The sequence below is a fragment of the Paenibacillus apiarius genome (genome assembly GCF_017052585.1).
Taxonomy (GTDB): domain Bacteria; phylum Bacillota; class Bacilli; order Paenibacillales; family Paenibacillaceae; genus Paenibacillus_B; species Paenibacillus_B apiarius.
On the sequence record NZ_JAFFHZ010000001.1, the window covers coordinates 4,807,206 to 4,825,244 of the forward strand.

Annotated in this window: 16 protein-coding genes and 2 pseudogenes; 13 read left to right on the top strand and 5 right to left on the bottom strand. The window is 43.8% G+C overall.

Annotated features, from left to right (window positions below; translation table 11 throughout):
• Nucleotides 1-654 precede the first annotated feature (654 nt).
• The 4 genes from JSQ80_RS21495 (at nt 655) to JSQ80_RS21510 (ending at nt 4,510) form a co-directional block, all read left to right on the top strand.
• Entirely contained in the window at nt 655-1,065 is a 411-nt protein-coding gene (locus JSQ80_RS21495) for a BlaI/MecI/CopY family transcriptional regulator (protein WP_206096624.1), read from the top strand.
• Entirely contained in the window at nt 1,065-2,963 is a 1,899-nt protein-coding gene (locus JSQ80_RS21500; protein ID WP_206096625.1) for a M56 family metallopeptidase, read from the top strand. The genes JSQ80_RS21495 and JSQ80_RS21500 overlap by 1 nt, the downstream gene beginning before the upstream one ends.
• A 210-nt stretch (nt 2,964-3,173) precedes the next feature.
• Nucleotides 3,174-3,959, top strand: coding sequence for a hypothetical protein (locus JSQ80_RS21505; RefSeq protein ID WP_206096626.1), 786 nt, complete (start codon nt 3,174-3,176; stop codon nt 3,957-3,959).
• 251 nt (nt 3,960-4,210) lie between these two features.
• Complete coding sequence (locus JSQ80_RS21510; protein WP_206096627.1) at nt 4,211-4,510, top strand: hypothetical protein; 300 nt, start codon at nt 4,211-4,213, stop codon at nt 4,508-4,510.
• Between the two features lie 305 nt (nt 4,511-4,815).
• Here JSQ80_RS21510 and dat read toward each other — a convergent pair whose 3' ends face one another.
• Nucleotides 4,816-5,691: a D-amino-acid transaminase gene (gene dat / locus JSQ80_RS21515; protein ID WP_206097677.1), complete on the bottom strand. Its 876-nt coding sequence runs from the start codon at nt 5,689-5,691 to the stop codon at nt 4,816-4,818.
• A gap of 361 nt (nt 5,692-6,052) precedes the next feature.
• Here dat and JSQ80_RS21520 point away from each other — a divergent pair, with 361 nt between their 5' ends.
• The 5 genes from JSQ80_RS21520 to JSQ80_RS21540 all read left to right on the top strand — a co-directional run bounded on the left by JSQ80_RS21520 (nt 6,053) and on the right by JSQ80_RS21540 (nt 10,597).
• Nucleotides 6,053-6,754, top strand: coding sequence for a macrolide 2'-phosphotransferase (locus tag JSQ80_RS21520; protein ID WP_272491144.1), 702 nt, complete (start codon nt 6,053-6,055; stop codon nt 6,752-6,754).
• Between the two features lie 299 nt (nt 6,755-7,053).
• The gene (locus JSQ80_RS21525; RefSeq protein WP_206096628.1) at nt 7,054-7,728 is read left to right on the top strand and encodes a PspA/IM30 family protein; all 675 of its coding nucleotides are present in this window, start codon (nt 7,054-7,056) and stop codon (nt 7,726-7,728) included.
• Nucleotides 7,729-7,756: 28 nt separating this feature from the next.
• A complete protein-coding gene (locus tag JSQ80_RS21530) occupies nt 7,757-8,794 on the top strand; it encodes a TFIIB-type zinc ribbon-containing protein (protein WP_206096629.1) in 1,038 nt (345 codons plus the stop codon).
• Nucleotides 8,791-9,588, top strand: a complete 798-nt coding sequence (locus JSQ80_RS21535; RefSeq protein WP_206096630.1) for a TPM domain-containing protein — start codon at nt 8,791-8,793, stop codon at nt 9,586-9,588. The genes JSQ80_RS21530 and JSQ80_RS21535 overlap by 4 nt, the downstream gene beginning before the upstream one ends.
• A 19-nt stretch (nt 9,589-9,607) precedes the next feature.
• The gene (locus JSQ80_RS21540; RefSeq protein WP_206096631.1) at nt 9,608-10,597 is read left to right on the top strand and encodes an SPFH domain-containing protein; all 990 of its coding nucleotides are present in this window, start codon (nt 9,608-9,610) and stop codon (nt 10,595-10,597) included.
• A 122-nt stretch (nt 10,598-10,719) separates the two neighbouring features.
• Here JSQ80_RS21540 and JSQ80_RS21545 read toward each other — a convergent pair whose 3' ends face one another.
• Nucleotides 10,720-11,628: an EamA family transporter gene (locus JSQ80_RS21545; RefSeq protein ID WP_206096632.1), complete on the bottom strand. Its 909-nt coding sequence runs from the start codon at nt 11,626-11,628 to the stop codon at nt 10,720-10,722.
• Nucleotides 11,629-11,940: 312 nt separating this feature from the next.
• Between JSQ80_RS21545 and JSQ80_RS21550 the strand changes: the two genes are divergently transcribed.
• Nucleotides 11,941-12,501 (top strand): sigma-70 family RNA polymerase sigma factor, encoded by a 561-nt coding sequence (locus JSQ80_RS21550; RefSeq protein ID WP_206096633.1) that lies wholly within the window; start codon nt 11,941-11,943, stop codon nt 12,499-12,501.
• Between the two features lie 65 nt (nt 12,502-12,566).
• Here the strand turns inward: JSQ80_RS21550 and JSQ80_RS21555 are convergent, their stop codons facing one another.
• Together JSQ80_RS21555 and JSQ80_RS21560 are read right to left on the bottom strand one after the other, a co-directional pair.
• Nucleotides 12,567-12,926, bottom strand: coding sequence for an SH3 domain-containing protein (locus JSQ80_RS21555; RefSeq protein ID WP_206096634.1), 360 nt, complete (start codon nt 12,924-12,926; stop codon nt 12,567-12,569).
• 413 nt (nt 12,927-13,339) lie between these two features.
• On the bottom strand, nt 13,340-14,497 hold the full coding sequence (locus tag JSQ80_RS21560; protein ID WP_336245796.1) for a GNAT family N-acetyltransferase: 1,158 nt from the start codon (nt 14,495-14,497) through the stop codon (nt 13,340-13,342).
• Between the two features lie 1,058 nt (nt 14,498-15,555).
• On the opposite strand from JSQ80_RS21560, the pseudogene JSQ80_RS30195 reads away from it, so the two are divergent.
• The 3 genes and pseudogenes from JSQ80_RS30195 to JSQ80_RS21570 all read left to right on the top strand — a co-directional run.
• Nucleotides 15,556-15,675 (top strand): annotated as a pseudogene (locus tag JSQ80_RS30195) (SDR family oxidoreductase); the annotation flags it as partial.
• A 157-nt stretch (nt 15,676-15,832) separates the two neighbouring features.
• Nucleotides 15,833-16,057 (top strand): annotated as a pseudogene (locus tag JSQ80_RS30200) (SDR family oxidoreductase); the annotation flags it as partial.
• Between the two features lie 160 nt (nt 16,058-16,217).
• Complete coding sequence (locus JSQ80_RS21570; RefSeq protein ID WP_206096635.1) at nt 16,218-16,622, top strand: GNAT family N-acetyltransferase; 405 nt, start codon at nt 16,218-16,220, stop codon at nt 16,620-16,622.
• Between the two features lie 184 nt (nt 16,623-16,806).
• Here the strand turns inward: JSQ80_RS21570 and JSQ80_RS21575 are convergent, their stop codons facing one another.
• Complete coding sequence (locus JSQ80_RS21575; protein WP_240463744.1) at nt 16,807-17,943, bottom strand: vanadium-dependent haloperoxidase; 1,137 nt, start codon at nt 17,941-17,943, stop codon at nt 16,807-16,809.
• Nucleotides 17,944-18,039 lie beyond the last annotated feature (96 nt).

Sequence of the window (18,039 nt, forward strand, 5' to 3'; positions counted from 1 at the left end):
AAATCATACTTTCCAAGAATTTTACTCTTTTTAAACCACCTACTTAATCGCGTGAGGAAGGGGTTGTTTTCTCGTGTGACAGATCATCGCTGTGTCCCATCCACTGTAGAATATGCAAACCGAACCTAACTCAATACCCCAGAAATTCACAGTATGAGCCACCGTGCATTTACAGGCAATGTCTGCTTAAACTTCCAATAAGTTTTGCTATACGGGAAAGACACGCTGGCCTTTTCTAAGTATACGCTGGACTCAGGGGGAAGTAAGAAGAAAGGTTTCTTTGACGATGACCTACCGGGGCATATCTTTCCAAAATACGTTTTTTGGCATGATGGCGACAAATTGGAATACAGTATTTCAACCTCATCGGATATGACCAGGGAACAGAAGAACGAAATTCTGAAAGATGCGGTGAAAAAATAACATTTTGATCCAGCTACAGGTCTTGCGGACAGACTCGTACAGATCTAGAAACAGGATTGTATGGGTTCTTTTGTAGATCATCATTCCCGCAGGTGGGGCGAATCATTTTTGCATGTAACAAAAACGAGAAAATTTTTCTCTACCAAACATGTTGACTTTACCAGACTGCAGTTGTAGCATAATTCATAACTACATGCGTAGTTTTGCAAATTGATTTTGGAGGTTTTATGCATGAATCAAATACCGTCCATCACGGATGCAGAGTTGGAAATTATGCGCGTCTTGTGGACAAATCCGAATTGCCCTTCAAGTGAGGTCGTCAAGAAAATGATGGATCGAATGGGGTGGAGCCCGAATACGACCCGGACGCTCCTTAGTCGTCTGGTGCAGAAGGAAGCGGCTGGTGCGAAGCTGGAAAAGGGTTCGAAGCGCACCCAATTATTTTATCCGATCATCAGCGAGCAGGAGTACCTGCGGTCTGAAACTAAATCCTTCATGAAAAAACTGTATGGCGGAGCATTGAAGCCAATGTTGGCCAACTTTTTGCAGGATAAAAAGCTGAATGCGCAAGAAATCGAGGATCTGAAGGCATTGTTTGACGAAAACCGCAGCGACGGGGAATCGGAAAAGAGAGAGCCCTGATGAATCCTGCATGGAACGAATGTTTATTGTCGTTCTTCGGCTGGGTCATCCGCGGGTCGTTAATGGCCGGCATTCTGGTCGTGCTTGTCCTGAGTTTGCAATTTCTGTTGCGCAAAAGGCTTGAGGCGAGATGGAAATATTGGCTCTGGTTGCCTGTCGCGATTCGTCTGCTGCTCCCTTGGGCGCCGGAATCCTCGCTTAGCTTATACAATGTTCTGCCTGTGGATGTCTTAGCGCCCGGAATTCAACAACAAACGCCAAATCCATCAGCTTGGCATCAATGGTTGAAGGGGACTGAGGGGGATTACGAAGAGACAGCTCAAGCAGAGCGTTTCTACACCGCGGAGAAAAGCAGCCAAATCAGAGGAGATGCGGAAGTATCAGATCCGTCCCATAAATCGGGAACTGTGCGGGACATAAGCATCTGGTGGAGCGGGTTCAAACAAATGGGATTCACCAATCTGCTGATGTTGGTTTGGCTTGCAGGCGTGCTGTTTCTTGCGGCGAAGACGGCATACGACCAGCTTCGATTGAAACAAGCTCTGCGCGCGGGCCGATGTATTGACACGCCTTTGTTATCGGCAGTCTTCAGCGAAACGAAGCAGCTAATGGGCGTAAAGCGTGAAGTGCGGTTTGTAGCAAGTGAGCGCATTCCTGGGCCTGCCGTAGTCGGTTTTCGCAAGCCGGCGATCGTTGTTTCGCCGAGTCTGCTCGTTACGCTGCGAGAGCATCAGCTTCGGTGTATTTTGGCGCACGAATTTGCGCATATACAGCGGCGGGATGTGGCGGTGAATTGGACAATGCACATGTTGCTCATTCTCCATTGGTTTAATCCATTGTTGTGGCTTGCCGTACATAAAACAAGGCAGGATCAGGAGATGGCCTGCGATGCATGCGTACTGAATCGGATGAGTTCACAGCCAAATCTACAGCATATCAATACATATGGGCAAACCATCATCCATGTGCTGGAGCATTTTCATTTGTCAGGCAAACGACATCAGCCAGGGCTTGCCGGATTGTCCGCGACGCATAAACAAATGAAGAAAAGATTGTTAATGATCAAGCGATTTCATAAAAAATCCTATCATTTGTCCATTTTGGGGATGGCGATTATTGTTGCGCTTGGCAGCGTGACACTGGTAAATGCGAAGGGAAACGATGTTGGGGCCGCTCCATCCCCTGCTGTCAACGAGATTGCCTTGAAAACGGCGGCAACTAAACCACAAGCTGAGGGTGAAGGGGAGAAGCTGGAGAAAGCGGAGAAAGAGAGAATCGCCAAGTTGCTTGAAAAAGATCCGGATGATACGTATATCGTATATGTCAGCAATGAATTAAAGGAAGGAAAAGGCGGCCTTCCAGTTGAGGGTTTTTCTCTTTCCGAATTTTATCTCATGGGAAGCCCTTCTCCAAGCTTCGATACCTACGAGGCATATCTCAAAAGAGCATCTGCTTTGAAAGAGGCGGTACCGCAGCAGCCAACTGACTTGCCGAAGGGTTATACTTTCGCCGAAGCGAATATTTATAACGTGTTCACTTCTAAGGATTTTGCACCAGTGAAAGCCGAGGCTAAAAAGCTGGGCAAACAGGTATATTCCAAGAAAATTAACGTGACAAACAGCCACCACATCGGGTTAACGTACACGAATGGAGAAGACTTTATCTCATTTCAGAGCTTTCATTTTGACGAGGAAGATGTAAAAGATAAGAAGAGGAAAGAAAAGGAATACAACTATATATCCGCTAAAGACAGAGAAAAGAAAGATCCGAAGCACGAAGGAAGAAATTATCTTTTCTGGGAAGGAGGCGAAAAAAGCTTTCAAATCGTAACCAATAAGGGTAATCCGTTGACGGAAGAAGACCTGATCAAGCTGGCGAAAACGGCAGTAAAAAAATAGCTTTGTTGCCCATGCAGTCTGAAATAGAATGCAGGGGCTATCTTTTTGAGCGTGATCCGCAGGTTGAAATAGGTCAACTTCTGCATGTATGAAAAGTGAAGAAATTTACATCAATGATGTTGACATTTACAAACTACAACTGTAGTATATTACTAAACTACAGTTGTAGTTTATTTTGATTGAAATCAATAATGAGAGGAGTACTACAAAATGAAAGCAGCATCAAAAGTAGCAATTACAGCATTAAGCAGTATTTTATTACTGGGTTCTTCGATGAACCTAACGGCAGAGGCGGCCCCATCCCGTGCTTCAAGCGACATCGCCTTGAAGACGGCAGCCGCTAAACCTAAGGCGATAAGTGAAGGGGAAAGGTTAGAAAAAGAAGAGAAGGATAAAATAAATAAGTTGATGAAAGAAAATCCGGATGATACGTACATGCTATATGTCAGCAATGAATTAAAGAAAGAAAAAGGCGGCCGGGAAGTTTTTCTCATGGGAGGCTCACCTCCAACCTTCGATACATATGAGGCTTACCTCAAAAGAGCATCGACCTTGAAAGAGGCGGTTCTGCAGCAGCCAACTGACTTGCCGGAGGGCTATACCTTTAGCAAGGCGAATATTTATTTCGTATTCACTCCTAAGGATTTTGCAGCAGTGAAAGCCGAGGCTAAAAAGCTAGGCAAACAAATATATTCCAAGAAGATGAACGTAACAAAAAGCCACCACATCGGGTTAACGTACACGAAAGGAGAAGACTTTATCTCATTTCAGAGTTTTCATTTTGACGAGGAAGATGTAAAAGATAAGAAGAGGAAAGAAAAGGAATACACCTATATATCCGCTAAAGACAGAGAAAAGGAAGATCCGAAGCACGAAGGAAGAAATTATCTTTCCTGGGGAGAAGGTGAAAAAAGCTTTCAAATCGTAACCAATAAGGGTAATCCGTTGACGGAAGAAGACCTGATCAAGCTGGCGAAAACGGCAGTAAAAAAATAGCTTTATAAACGGAATGATTGTAGAAATGATGAGAATATAATATGGATTCGTCTTAGTTCTTGCGTACAAGCCCATGCAGTCTGAAATAGGATGCATGGGCTTTCTTTTTGAGCGTGATCCATAGTCGAACGGATCATTTTTGCATGTAGTAAAAGCGTGAAAACAACTTTCGAATAAATCATGTCGACATCAATGGACTACAATTGTAGTTAAGTGAGTTTAAACATCATAAATGGGAGGGGGGTTACCAAATGAAGGTAGCAACAAAAGTGGCAATCGCTACACTAAGCAGTGTTTTATTATTGGGTTCTTCAGTGAACTTTGCGGCAGAGGCGCAATCCTACGAGAAAACCCAAAAAACCGCTGCTACAAAAACAGCCCAAAAGGCTCCGACTTCAGAGGAAAAAAAGTTTATCGAAAGTGAGATCAAGAGAGTGAGGGCGCTGGCCGAAGAGTCGGGCGATTCGTATGTTCTGTCTCTTAAATACAAGGATCCATTAAAGTACGTATCTAATAAAAGAATCCACGCTGTGGGTGTTCCCTCTGAATGATATACATTAATTCTCTTTGCAATAGTTGCGGGATACATGGTTGACGCCTGGATATCAACCACAAGTCTTAAAGTATTCTCTTTCTCACTGCATTCAAATACCGCAACATCTGCACGGACTTTTTTCCATTAATAGAATGGTTGTACTCTTCTTTCACCTGATATCCTGCTTGCTCCAATTACTTAAATATAAACTATATTAATGCGGTGAATGATTGAAGTGTTCTTATAAAAACAAGACTGGCGACAGGACTTTGTCGACAGTCTGAAAGCTGGTGAAACACCAGCTTCTCTTTCCTTATGCCTTCAATTTGTTCCTTTTAAAGGTGCAATACTTTCCTCAAAGGCAGCTTGCAGTTTCTTCGTAACCGGGCCGCTTTCTCCATTGCCAAATGGCTTATCTCCAATCTGAATAACTGGGAATATTTCAAGGGGCGTCGCTGTAAAGAAGCATTCATCCGCCTCATATACTTCTTGCACTGGAAACTCTCTCTCTTCTACTTCAATATGTAGAGCTTGTGCTAACGAAATAACATGATGACGAGTAATTCCATGTAAAATAAAGTGATCGGCTGGGTGCGTAATCACTTTATTATTTTTTATAATAAAGAAATTGGAATGGCACCCTTCTGTTACAATTCCATCTCGAACTAATATTGCTTCTTGGTATCCTTCTTCGCTAATTTTATTTTTAATCATAATATTCGGAAGTAAATTTAAGGATTTGATATGGCAAAACTTCCAGCGGATGTCCTCTTCCACAGTTGCCTTTATTCCCTCTTTCATCGTGGCAACCGGTCTTGGAAACGCTACAAGGTTTGCAAAATAGGTTGGTTTCAAATTCGATTCATATACATGATTTCGCGGCTGAACACCTCTTGATATTTGAATATATACATTTCCGTCTTCTTGAAATTGATTTTTTTCAATTAATTGCTGAAGCTGTCCAATCAATTCCTCCTTGGTAAAAGGCGGGTTAAGATGAATTTCCTTCATAGATGTAAAGAATCTTTCTAAATGTAAATCTAACAAGTGTGGTTTCCCATTATATAAACGAAACACTTCATAGATTCCATCACCAAATTGCAGGCCCCGTTCTTCTAATGCAACCATCGGCTGCTCTTCCTTTATATTCACAATTCTCCCATTAAACAAAATCCAATCTTCATGCGTACCTTTCACCATTTTTCGCTCCTTTACGAATTATTAATTTCACTTTACAACTTATCTGTACGTTATGCCAACTTAGAAGGCAGTGCAGAGGAATTAAAATTTGGAATGTATATTATTATATGTTCCTATTCTCCAAAATAGTTCGGAGTCATGTGATACCGTTCGTACATTAGCTAACTGTTTCATTTGTTGTTTACTGTAACAAGCGATTGATGGTAAAATATCGGAAAATTAGCATAGGAGGCGTCGGAGTTGCATTGTGCGCGGTTCGTAAAGAAAGAGTAGATGAATTGCTGACCGCATGGAATGCCGCCAGGCATGCAAGCAAGCTGTAACCCAATTAGCCATGGACGCGAGGAGTGGATGTTCAATGACATCGGCACGATCAAATCGTCAACATAGGATTGAAGAGATGGTAACCGCCGCAAATCAGAATGGACTGCGCATAAACGCCAATCAAGTGGAACTAAATGAATCGGGGATGGATTTCCTTGTGGCATTCGCGAAGGATGAGGCGGGCGAGCTGTGGGTGCTTCGCAAGCCGAGACGACCCGACGTCTTGAAGCGGGCTGAGAATGAGCATAAGGTGCTGCAGCTTGTGCGGGCGCAGCTGCCGATCGATGTGCCGGATTGGCACATTTTTACGTCTGAGCTTATCGCATATCCGCTGCTCCGCGGCAAACCAATCGCAACGGTAGACCCGGGGGGCGGCGGATACGTATGGCAGTTCGAGCAGCAGTCGCTTTCGGGTGTCTTTTTCGATTCGTTCGCGGAGGCTCTGGCAGCGCTGCATCGCACCTCCCAAGACGAGGCTGCCAAGGCGGGTGTCCGCATAAAAAGTCCTCAGGAGGCGCGCGCGGAATTTTCAAATCATATGGATGAGATCAAAGGCAGCTTTACGATACCGAAGATGCTGGAAGAGCGCTGGATGGCATGGTTGTCTGATGACTCTTACTGGCCCGGGCATTCGGTGCTGAACCACGGGGACATGCATCCTCCGCACCGCTTATCCGGTGTTGGTGGCCAAGTTTGCGCTTATTACCGGCCAGGAAGCCGATATGGAGATGGCTAGAGGCATGCTTGCGAACTGGAACACGTAAATACAGCAGAGAGGGATAGCCATCTGTTAGCGGATGGCTATTTTTTAGTTAGATAGTGCAGTGCTGGGTCATTCCGCTAACGGAAAGCGAGAGAAACACTTACCGAACGCGGAAGATGACTACTTTCCATTTGGAGAGAACGATTCATGGAGGAATTCTATTAGACTCGATACTCGTCGAATTTTGGGGAATGAAACCTTTTTTCCGATTTTAATGTATTTTTTAATGTATTATTATGAAGGGGGATAATCTTTTCGAGGGGGAGCGCATCATGGGAATCTTATCGAGATTTAGGGATATTATGGGGATTGATGTAAACGTTTTATTGAACAAAGCAGAAGATCCGGAGAAGACGATTGATGATTACATGCGGAGCTTGAATAGCGAGCTGGGTAAGGTTAAAGCGGAAACGGCCTCGATGTTGGCGGATGAGAGAAGGGCGAAAAGAGCAGCGGATGAATGCAACGCGGAGATCAAAAAGCTGCAAAAATATGCCGAGAAGGCAGTGGAAGACGGTAATGAAGAAGACGCACTAAAGTTCCTGGAGAGAAAGGCAATGCAGGCCGAGAAACAAAAGCAATTGCAAACTGCTTATGATCTGGCATCTTCAAACAACGCCAGGATGAAACAAATGCAGGATAAGCTCGTTTCCGATATCGGGAAGTTTGAAGCACGGCGCGCCACACTGAAAGGGAAAATGGCGGCTGCCAAAGCACAGCAAAAATTGAATTCCGGCGGCTCCCCCTTGGGAGCTGTTGAATCCGTATTCGAAGCCATGGAAGAGAAGGTTAATCGGGTTTATGATGAAGCAATGGCTATAGCCGAACTTAGAGCAGGAACGAAGGACGATCTAGATGACTTATTCACACAATTAGAGAAGGATACGAGTGCGAATGCAGAGGATGAATTAGCTGCAATCAAAGAAAAGATGAAAGAGACAGAATAAAAGCTTCTTTGTTATAGGGGTGAACAGGTTGCCGGTTATCGAGTACAAATGTCCAAGCTGTGGAAGCGGGATGGTTTATGACGCTGAAACGGAGATGTTATCCTGCCACAGCTGCGGAAGAAAAGACAATATTCAGGAAATTCCTGATCCATTAACGAAACATGTTTTTTCAGAAGAAGATGAAACCAGGGAGTATCATTGCAATAGCTGTGGAGCCGTCATTATGACCGAAGCGGAGACGAGCGCAACGAGCTGCAGTTTCTGCGGTTCAGCCGTTATTCTTGGGGATCGATTGACTGGAAAGTTGGCTCCGGTGAAGATCATTCCTTTTGCGATTAGTAAGAAACAGGCGATGAAAGCCTTCAAAAAATGGTGCAGAAGAGGCCTCGTGACACCGAGGGGGTTTATGACTGCAGATCGAATCAAGGGAATAACCGGGTTGTATGTGCCTTTCTGGCTCTATGATTTGCATAATGACGTGGAGGTTTATGGCCGTGGCACGAAAGTGAGTACATATAGGTCAGGCGACTATGAGTATACACAAACGGATTATTATGAAATATACCGGGAAATCTGTCTAGATTATGTAAAGGTACCGATTGACGCATCGGAGAAAATGAATGATACACTGATGGATAAATTAGAGCCCTTTCATTATAACCAGTTGGAACGCTTTAAAACTCCGTATCTTGCCGGTTACATTGCCGAAAAATACAGCTATAACGATGAGGAGCTTTTACCTCGGGCTAAAAATAAAATACATAAATATATTTATTCTTATATTAATTCTACGGTGAAAGGATATACCACCGTGAACTATACCGATGTAGATATAGATACAGAGTTAGAACGTGCTGATTATGTCCTGCTTCCGGTATGGCTGGTACACTATGACTACAATAAATCGGAGCATATGTTTGCCATGAACGGCCAGACGGGCAAGGTGGTCGGCAAGCCTCCCATTAGCAAAGTGAAAGTGGCTGCATGGTTTGTAAGTATTTCTGCTATCTTTTTCTTAGCCATACAGTTGCTTTCCTCTTGGATATTAGGAGGTGAAATCTGGTGAGAAGGAAGAGAGTGATCTTTGCTGTCCTGTTATTTTTCGCAATGTTGTTGGCTATTCCTATGGAATGGTTTGCGGGCGAAGCGGTTGCACAGGATGCTAAGCTGATGATTTTTGATTCAGTGGGACTGCTCAATATAGAAGAGTATAATGAGTTGAACGCTCTGGCTAATCAATATGGAGCCGAAAGAGAAACGGACATTATCATTTTTACGATCAACAGCCCGGCAGCTTATGACGTTAAGAGAATGACGCAGGATTTCTACGACGAGTATGCCCCCGGTTATGATAAGCCCCATGGCAATGCCGTAATTTTGATGGTGGACATGACACATAGAGAAGTGTATTTAGCCGGCTTCTATAAAGCGAAGACGTATCTCGATGACGAGAGATTAGATAAGATACGTGATAAGATCACTCCGGATTTGACGAATGGAGATTATAAGCTTGCTTTTCAAAAGTATATTCAAACGGCACACAAATATATGGGATTCCGCCCAGGGGTCAACCCGGACAATATCTTCTTTAATATTTGGGTTCAATTGGGCATTTCGCTGTCCATCGGAGGCATTATCGTTACCTTGATGGTTCGAAGTGCTGGCGGCCGGATTACGGTAAATGCGCAGACCTACGAGGATGCAAGCACTTCAGGACTTCTGGATTGTGAAGACACTTACCTTCATACCAGTACAACAAGCAGGAAGATCGAAAGCAGCAGCAGTAGCAGCGGCTCAAGCGGCGGCGGTGGAACCACCTCAGGCGGTCATTCGCATAGCGGCAGCAGAGGTTCATTTTAAGTGAAGGGATGGATATAGAATGGGGTTCTTCAGAAACCAATTTGCGAATGTTGTGGAATGGGAAGAGTTTAGGGACGATATGATTTTTTGGAAGTGGAGCAACCGAGAGATTAAAAAAGGAAGCAAATTAGTTATCCGCGCCGGTCAAGACGCGATTTTCATAAATAACGGCAAGATCGAAGGGATTTTCGAGGACGACGGGGAGTATAGCATTGATTCAGATATTATCCCGTTCCTGTCTACGTTAAAAGGGTTTAAATTTGGCTTTAACAGCGGAATGCGGGTGGAAGTGTTATTCGTCAACACGAAGGAGTTCACCGTCAGATGGGGGACGCAGAATCCGATTCTGATTCCGAGTCCCCAGCTCCCGGGCGGCATGCCCATTCGGGCCAACGGCACTTTCAATTTTAAGGTGAACGATTACGTTACACTTATCGATAAGATTGCCGGGGTAAAAGACAGTTATCTTGTTGAGGATGTTAAAATCCGGATTACTTCCGTGTTGGATCAGTTGTTAATGAAGTGGATCAGCAGAGAAGGGAAGGACTTGTTTAATCTGCAGGCGAATGCTATCGATATTGCCAAAGGCATTCAAGAAGATCTGGACATGGAAGTGATGGACAACGGCATGACGATTACGGGCTTTCAAGTGATGAGCTTCAATTACCCTCAAGAAATCCAAGATATGATTACGAAGACGGCTTCCCATGAGATGATCGGCAATCTGCAAAAGTATCAACAAGTATCCATGACGGACGGTATTGCATCCGGCAAAGTAAAAGGCGGCGGCGCTGCCTCGGACATGGCGGGCATGATGATGGGGATGAACATCGCCAATGAAATGATGAAAAATATGAACCAAAACCAAAAGCCTTCGGCTGAGACAGAGCCTGCACCTGCTGCTCCCTCTCCTCATGAAGCCAATAAAAAGCCTAACTTCTGCCCGAACTGCGGCGCGAAAAACGAAGGGGCTAACTTCTGCCCGAATTGCGGTCACAAACTGAACTGAACTTGTAACCCGGACAGCCGACGCCACCATGAAGCCGACCACGTAAGGTCGGCTTTTTGTGTTCTGTGAAGTAGGTTGTATCCTTATTTCCTATTGGCACACAATCCTTCAAATAAAGAGCTTTACAGCTCATCAGCAATACCTAACAATGCGATGCCAACAATGACAACGACAATAATTGCATATTGCTTCTTGTTCAGCCGTTCCTTGAGAAATATTCGGGACAGGATGACAGAAAAAATGCTGTAGGAAGCAATCAGGGGTGCTGCAATAATGGCGTTGCTCGACATGGCGAACACATAGAAGAATTGCCCCGTTGTTTCAAATATGGCGGCATAACCTTTAACACGTTCTTTGAACATGTTGAACTGCTGTTTTTTAATAAACTTGAGGTATGTAAATGCCAACACGGCGCAAATGAAAAAGGTGAATTCATAAGCGAGCAGGGCAGCGTCTTCACTGATCAGACTCAGCTCATCCAAATAAATCGCATCGGCAAAGGTTCCGAGCCCGTCGATGAAGCAGTATAGAATCGGGAATGTGATCGCCATAAAACCGATTTGATATTTTTTATCCATTTGCGTTGAACGATTCTGGAGGGCTTCACGTTCAGCTCTCTTTTCCAAAATAGCAATTCCGATAACGCCTAAAGTAATAATGCTCACACCCAATATTTCAATGATGCTCAGGTCGTGGGTGAAAAAAATGAACAACAGGACGGCCGTGACGGCTCCTGAAGAATTCTGCACGGGAGATGCAATGGAAAGCTCAATATAGCGTAAACCAATATAACCGATCGTCATCGACAAGATGTAAAGTGCAGATACGGGAAAATAGCGAATGAAGTCTATGGGATCAAAGTTGATTCCCTGGATGAACATATAGGCCGTGGCGTGAATCCCCATAACCAAGCCCACCATAATGACGATTTTAATATGGCTGAACCGATCATGACTGTCACTTCCTTTTTTATAAAATAGATCAGCACCTCCCCAAGCTAAAGCTGTTAATAAAGCAAATACAAACCACATGATTCGCTCCCCTTGTTACAGATTTCACATATAGTTTAAACTTTATTATTATAAAGACTTCACCATGAATGTCAAGAGCAAATCAGAGTCCCGTACTACTATCTGGGAGCGAAATTGAAATCGGTGGGGAATTCGTCTTCGCCAATCACATCTCCGGTTGCCATCCTGTTTCACCAGTTTAAAGATGAAATGTTATTTATTACCTTCACTTATATAATAAAAATGATAGTATTTATTATAGGAATATTTATAATTTATAGGGATTTATTGAAATTAATTGCATAGGCGAATGTTGAGGAGGTGAATCTAATTGTGAGAGAGAGAGACGAAAGAGATGATATTTTTTTTAATGAAATATGCGACAAATATTTCGATAACATATATAGATATTGCAAAAAAATGATAAAATCACAGCCCGAACTTATGGATTTCGCCGATGAATGTACGCAAAATACATTTCTGGAAGCTCGAAAGCAAATCTCAAAATTAAAAAGTCACCCTAATCTTGAAGGGTGGCTATACACTACGGCAAGGAACCTAATCAATCTTTCATTTAGAACCATGTATATCAAAAATAGATACGAGGTTATGATTACTGATGACATCAATAATAGATTAGAATCACAGGATAATGAATTAGAACAGCTTTTAGAAAATGCTGTCGATGTGGATGCATTATATAATGAAGTATTAAAGAACTTGAATTCAAACGAATACGAGCTTTATACCGATTATTATAAAAAGAAAATGTCAATTTCGAACCTATCGAATAAACATGATGTTTCGGGTACCGCTATAACGACAAGAATTTATCGGGTCAATAAAAAAATCAGAAACATTGTTCAAACTATTCTAGTGAAGCTTGATATCTGAATAAGTTCCGCCTATTTAGATAATTCAATCGCAATGAGTAAACCCCATTGCGATTGAAATTAGAATTACCTTTCCGCCAGATAATCGGCTACGACCCAGCCCCAAGTGTTATGCTTGTAGCTGTACACACTCTTCCAGGCATAGCCGTCTGCGTAGATAGGTTCTGAATGACCCGTGTTTACCATATCACCCTTATAAAGCAAGCCAACCACTGCTCCAGATAAGGAAGGATTGCTTCTGAATCTAACTCCATCTTCAGTTATTACATACGTGATACTTTGAATGATCACTTCATCATTGACTGTTTGAGTATGATGTTGAGTGTTAACATTGCTATGGATGTTATTCTCGGCAGCATAGGCTCCTTGAGTTAAAAATACCATACTTGCGATTGCCAATGAAAAGCTTGCAAATTTTTTAAACATATGAATAGCTCCTTATACATTGTATTGGTTTCTATTGTCCACAATTACGAGGGCATATCTCATTTGGGGAATAATTGAGAAGCATTGTCTTTACTCGGTGATCGTATATGGAACATATCTCCGCCTCCTTTGCATTGTTTTTTGCTTTATAACTGACTAAAGGATGAGATACAACTCCTTCATATATAACATTGCATATATTTTCCTAAATCACATAAAAGTTGTGAACAATTTTAAAAGAAAGGAATAAATGGTTTTTTTATAGACGTTCAGGAAGGTCTGACGAAGCTCACGAATCGGATGCAAGATAATAGGGAGAAGGTAAAAGATGAAAAAGCCGCCCATAATGCGGCGGCAGGTGAATGATATATGTTGATTATGAACCGGAAGAAGCTTGCGGTCAGGGTGCTTTCTTAAAGTGATTCCGCAAGAATCCGCGCGATCTGTTCGCTGTCCTCTTCTCTGTAGACATGTTCATGATAATGCGGTTGATGGATGTCTATCCATCCCTTGCCGACAGCCTGCTTGTAATAGTGTAAGGCGCGTTCTTTCTCACCGATCAAATAAAACAAGCAGGCGGCGTTCCAATACAATGCCACATCTCCATTCCAGTCCCAACCGTTATCTAGCGCTTGGGAGTAACACCATGCTGCGCGGGCGTAGTCTTTTTCCACGCCATACTTCATATCGCCGCGCATATAATGGTTTCCGTTGACAAGGAGGTTGTTCAAGGGAAGGTTCCATCCGAACAGGACCGGGAAATCCGCAAGCAGCTTGAAACCGGCAGATAAGGCTGTTCTCTGCGAGCCTCTATTATTGGACCAGCACTGCCAACCGACTCTTGTTATGCCCCGCTGTTTTGCGAGTGAGAGCGCGCCTAATGCTGTCTTTCGCGCCCACCCGTATCCGCGATAGCTCTCATCCGTTTGAATGCCAAGTTCGCACTCATGTTCAACTACCCAGTCCGTAAGGCACCAGCTTATAATGGCCGGACCCTCATCCGTGTCTTGAATGGCAACACATCCAAAGCCCTTGTCCTCGTAAGCTTCCAATGAAGCCCAGCCTTCTAAAATTTCATGTATAACATCATCGATCCCCGCTAAATCTTGACGTTTCAATAAGACGCTGTCGACCGCGACAATATTATCATCACAAGGGGGAGCTATACTGCTTAAATCGTGAGTAAAAGTCATGCGCCCGCTTCTCATAGGCAATAAATCTTCCATCACCACTTCCAGAGCATCTTCCCACTGCTGATCGGATGGATAATACAGTACATAGTCCAACTCTCCATCAGACGCAAATTTGGGTAACAGCTCCTCTGTGAGCAACTTATTCACTTCTTCGAAAAAGAGGTTGTTATCTGGACTGCCTCCCAGAAAAATACCTTGAGAATTTGTCAACACGGCTGTTGCGCAGTCATTAGACAGAAATACTCTGCCAAGCACATTGCCTGTAATGACGCCTTTAATGGATAAATGGTGCTGCAACGCCGTAAAAAGATGCGCTGCTTTATAAAAGTTTTCACTCGTGAGTTCCAGTCCCTGAACCATGTTCTTGGAATACATCATGTCCATTTGCCTCCCATAAGCATCGAGAGGTGTTATTCAATTATAAATATAGACCTCTCACATGCTTCTCGATTTGTTTGTTCGTATTCAAACATCATCACTCCTTTACATGGATTAGAGGATATCTAAGGTGACTCGTGCTCTGCGCCCCCATTTCATTATGGATAAAGAATACAATTTATTCAAGGAGATCTTCATTGGGCTAACGGGTGACGATCGATAGTTCAATCATTTGTTAGCAGCAGGGATAGGAACGATTAAATTTACCACGACTTAATCAAGAAAACACATCCTTAAAAAGGCGGTACAACATGAACTTGGAACAACGGAAGAGGTGGAATAAAAACGATAAATGGTACCCTTCGATTAAAGTTGAACGACCTAAGATCGCAGAAAAATATATGCTGCGCATATAACGGGAACGATTGAAGGGGCTTCTCCAACTGCAATTATACATTTGAAAGTTCCCTTTTAAGTCTTTTGTCACACTGAACTGCAATTGAGCAGTTCTTTTTCGTGAGATCACATAAATAATGGTAATTACCTCGATTTGAAATGCACATTTGCAGTTCAAACGCTGAAATGGGCGGTATGTGGCCAAAACAACTGCACATTTGCAGTACGCCAAACCTAACCTCGCCTGATGAGGATGTCCTTCTGAACGAGAGGGAGAGTAGGTGAAAAGAAGAATGGCCGTCTGTGTGATTGCATGGGAATACGAAGTGGATTGCGGGGATTGTTTTTAAGAATGCAGTGAAAATCTTTGGCTTAAGCGGTCATTGTTGCTATTATTAAGGCAGAGATGCATTGAGAAGGAGCATATAACCTATCGTGTGTACAGTTCTGTAAGGATTAACAAGTAGATAGAATACCAATTATAGTGATGTCACTATTCTATTTGGTGTTCTTATCTTTAACCTTACAGGGTACGCAGGGATGAGTGTATCATAAACCCATGTTGCGGATACCTAAGGTATCCGTTTTTCGTTTTATGGGAAATTGCATCTCTATTGAGCTCTTTCTGCTTATCCTCCTAATCAGGAATGGAGGAAAAATACATGCTCTCATTGAAAAACAAAATAGCAATCGTTACGGGCGCAAGCCGATCAGCGGGGATCGGTACAGCAATATGCCGTTCCCTTGCAAGTTTTGGAGCAGATATATTTTTCACTCATTGGCATCCTTTTGATGAAATGGAGGGCAATGGCGGGGAAAAGGATTGGCCTGCTCATTTATGCAAGGAATTGGAAAGTATGGGTGTGAGGGCAAGTCATATGGAGGCGGATTTCGCCAACCTGGAAATGCCGTCGCTTATTATGGAGCGGGTAGAAGAAGCGCTTGGCTCCGCTCCATATTACTGTTAACGGGTTCGATCTAGGGCCAACCGATTCAGGCTGGATGAATGAAGAGATGAAAGCCCTGTTTCTGCCGATGTTTCCTATGGGACGGATCGGATTGCCGGAAGATGCAGCCAGAACGATTAGCTTCTTGGCAAGCGATGAATCACAGTGGATTACGGGACAAGTGATAAAATCGGAAGGCGGATTTCTGGGCAAATAATGTAAGTGTTAAAAATAATTACAAACAGAAGGGATTTTGAAAGTTAAGCAGAATAACTTATAGGATTCCTTAGAATGCTTGGAGGTCATATTTTTGTTGCTTTACTTTTGATATATATCACCTGTCTAATAAGTTAATAGATATTAGGAGCTGATATATTATGATATACAAGAACTCACTCGAGGGTATTTCTTCTGATATGCTGGAGGGCTTTTTTGTGGATTGGCCTAATCCACCAAGTCCACAAACTCACTTACTACTGTTGAAGAACAGCAGTAAAGTGGTACTTGCGATTGCTGATAATACGAATCAAGTAGTTGGATTTATTACAGCGATAAGTGATGGAGTTCTATCGGCCTACATTCCATTTCTTGAAGTTTTACCAGAATACAAAAATAAAGGTATAGGCAAGGAATTAGTAAATCGGATGCTAAAAGAACTTGATGACATATATATGATTGATTTATGTTGTGACGATGACTTAGTTCCTTATTATGACAAGTTCCGAATGACGAAGACAAATGGTATGATTTTGAGGAACTATAAAATGCAATCTGGAAGTTAAAAAATAAATATACGCCAGAAACGCTTGGAAAGTTGTCCAAGCGTTTTTTGTGCTAAAGAGGATGGCCTTTTCAGACTTTTCAAAATTTGCCGTCACAGACAGCGCGGACAATCGTATCGCACAGAGCGGTACGGCAGCGGGAGGTAATGGCGGCTGAACCGACATTACGTATGGCTTCTGTCGGCTAACCGATTGTAATCGCAGTCCCGTCAAACTTGGTGAGGGAAAAACCACAAAAGTTCTCATGATAGGTTTTTTTGTAATCCTGAAGCATTCCTATCGCGACTGCTTCGCCTAGCTTTAGCCCCTCGATGCCGTCCGACCGCCAGTGGACACCAGCAGCATCGCGTCCAAGCGCAATATTTGCGGCAAGTTTGTTTAATTCCCCGCCTATGGTTAACAGAGAATCTAAGCAGGGGAGCAATGAGAGTCCATCCGAACTGGCTGCGACGGGATGGGGGATAGGGAACGATTCGTTAAAAAACGCCTTCAGCACAGTAGCTCCAGCCCCGGCTATACAGGCGTGACCAGCGGGGTAAGACGGATGGATCGGAGATCCTTCCGCATAAGCCGAGGGCAGCAAGTAGGTTCCAAACTTGTTGTAAATCTCTTGAATCGCCTGTGAGTCGAGCAGTTCTGAATTGATGCCGTAATTGGCGGCTCCCGTCAATTGGTTGTGCACACGTCCCCCGAATTCCTCGGGGCGGAGCCGGCGATGAACGAGGAACTTCTGAAACCAAGCGGCATCCAGCACCGCTCTTGCCGTCCGGGCTGCCCAATCTAGCACATACGGGGCACCGAATGTGGAGAAACCGCTCTGGGTTGCAGAGTTAAAATAGGGATTGGCTGGATCTAATGCGTTCTTTCCGTAACTGAGCAGAATTAGACAAGCGCTAAGAACCGATTGGTAGGAAAAATCCACATGGACATATTCTCCTAAATCGCGGCCGCTGCGGATATAACGGGAAGTGGGATCGTATACATTTGGCGCGTTCGGAGCGGAGCCGTTTTGAATTCGCAGCCACTCTTCATAGGACGTCATATGGTCATCGCCGACAATAGTCGTACGATATCGCTGAACAACCGTTGTCGCTCCGAAAGGAATGTCCTTCCATAGGAACTGAGAGATATACGGTCCCGCTATGTCACCGGGGGTATCCCCTCTGAACAAGGTGCCGGTGGTGACCGCTCCATTTACTTCCGGCCCGCGAAAATCGGAAAATGCGGTCAGATCCGCAGCAGCCTTCAGGGTTAAAGGATGGATATCGTAGTCTGTGAAGGGCACATCGCGGGTCAGCGCCTGCCAGTAAACCTCCGCCATCTCACCGGCCTCCCAGGTACTGCTGAAAGCCGGTGGTGAAGCTATCCCTAAATGATGACTATCAGGTCCAACCAAATCGAACGCGTATGAGGCTTG

Excerpts from the sequence above, each read along its gene's own strand:
- JSQ80_RS21505 (WP_206096626.1), top strand. The coding sequence starts at position 3,174 with ATGAAAGCAGCATCAAAAGTAGCAATTACAGCATTAAGCAGTATTTTA.
- JSQ80_RS21560 (WP_336245796.1), bottom strand. The coding sequence starts at position 14,497 with ATGATGTATTCCAAGAACATGGTTCAGGGACTGGAACTCACGAGTGAA.
- JSQ80_RS21570 (WP_206096635.1), top strand. The coding sequence starts at position 16,218 with ATGATATACAAGAACTCACTCGAGGGTATTTCTTCTGATATGCTGGAG.
- JSQ80_RS21525 (WP_206096628.1), top strand. The coding sequence starts at position 7,054 with ATGGGAATCTTATCGAGATTTAGGGATATTATGGGGATTGATGTAAAC.
- JSQ80_RS21545 (WP_206096632.1), bottom strand. The coding sequence starts at position 11,628 with ATGTGGTTTGTATTTGCTTTATTAACAGCTTTAGCTTGGGGAGGTGCT.
- JSQ80_RS21500 (WP_206096625.1), top strand. The coding sequence starts at position 1,065 with ATGAATCCTGCATGGAACGAATGTTTATTGTCGTTCTTCGGCTGGGTC.
- JSQ80_RS21510 (WP_206096627.1), top strand. The coding sequence starts at position 4,211 with ATGAAGGTAGCAACAAAAGTGGCAATCGCTACACTAAGCAGTGTTTTA.
- JSQ80_RS21575 (WP_240463744.1), bottom strand. The coding sequence starts at position 17,943 with ATGGCGGAGGTTTACTGGCAGGCGCTGACCCGCGATGTGCCCTTCACA.
- JSQ80_RS21540 (WP_206096631.1), top strand. The coding sequence starts at position 9,608 with ATGGGGTTCTTCAGAAACCAATTTGCGAATGTTGTGGAATGGGAAGAG.
- JSQ80_RS21520 (WP_272491144.1), top strand. The coding sequence starts at position 6,053 with ATGACATCGGCACGATCAAATCGTCAACATAGGATTGAAGAGATGGTA.
- JSQ80_RS21495 (WP_206096624.1), top strand. The coding sequence starts at position 655 with ATGAATCAAATACCGTCCATCACGGATGCAGAGTTGGAAATTATGCGC.
- JSQ80_RS21555 (WP_206096634.1), bottom strand. The coding sequence starts at position 12,926 with ATGTTTAAAAAATTTGCAAGCTTTTCATTGGCAATCGCAAGTATGGTA.